Origin of the sequence: Nocardia abscessus NBRC 100374, assembly GCF_000308455.1 — a bacterium.
Taxonomy (GTDB): Bacteria; Actinomycetota; Actinomycetes; order Mycobacteriales; family Mycobacteriaceae; genus Nocardia; species Nocardia abscessus.
In genome coordinates this window covers 1-673 of the sequence record NZ_BAFP01000219.1, presented here as the reverse complement: position 1 = coordinate 673, position 673 = coordinate 1, and the positions used below count along the sequence as shown (strand labels likewise).

The 673-nt window shown below is 53.6% G+C and carries 1 protein-coding gene; it reads right to left on the bottom strand.

Annotation, left to right across the window (positions count from 1 at the left end; translation table 11 throughout):
* Positions 1–570: hypothetical protein (locus tag ON19_RS45250; RefSeq protein WP_157229896.1), on the bottom strand; the 570-nt coding region annotated here is incomplete at its 3' end.
* Between the last annotated feature and the right edge of the window lie 103 nt (positions 571–673).

The following is a 673-nucleotide window of genomic DNA, read 5'->3' as shown; positions in this document are numbered from 1 at the left end:
CTCTGTGTCCGGCGCGACGATGCAATACGGCTCCGGCTCTGTCTCCACCACCTTGAACTCCACACTGCGCATGCCACCCCTCACCAGGAACACATCGTCCTTCCTGACAGGTCTGTAGGCCTCCAGGAAGTAGGGCTTCAAGAAGGCGTCAAAGAGGTTGCCAGTGAGGCCCTCTATGGTGTCGTCGATGGGCAGCACATGGATGCGCTTGCCATATTTCACGTCCGCACACTGGTGCACTGACACAATGTCGCCCAAGCGCACACGCAGGTTCTTGCGCACAGTCTTGTTCATGCGGATTTTCGACTCCTCCACTGTGTCATCCGCCAAGACAATGCAGACAGTGTCCTTCCGCTTCTTACCCTTCAAGAGGACAGTGTCGCCTCTGAAGAGCTGCAGGGTCTCCATTGTTTTCAAATGCAACGCAACGACAGAGTTGTCGTCGTTGAGAGCATCGTCCACAATCAGACGATTAGGAGACTTCTTCCTTTCCAGAATAGCTGTGCTAAAGTCCTTCTTCTCCTTCCCTTTGTCGTCAACAGGGACGCTAGATGGCCCGGGCTCTGCCATAGTTCTTCCTTGTTCTAATCCCAACCAAACTCGCTTCAAATGCTTCTTGCGATCCAACACACGTCAGGGGTTCCCTTTCCTTTGCAGTGTCTCACACAGCAAC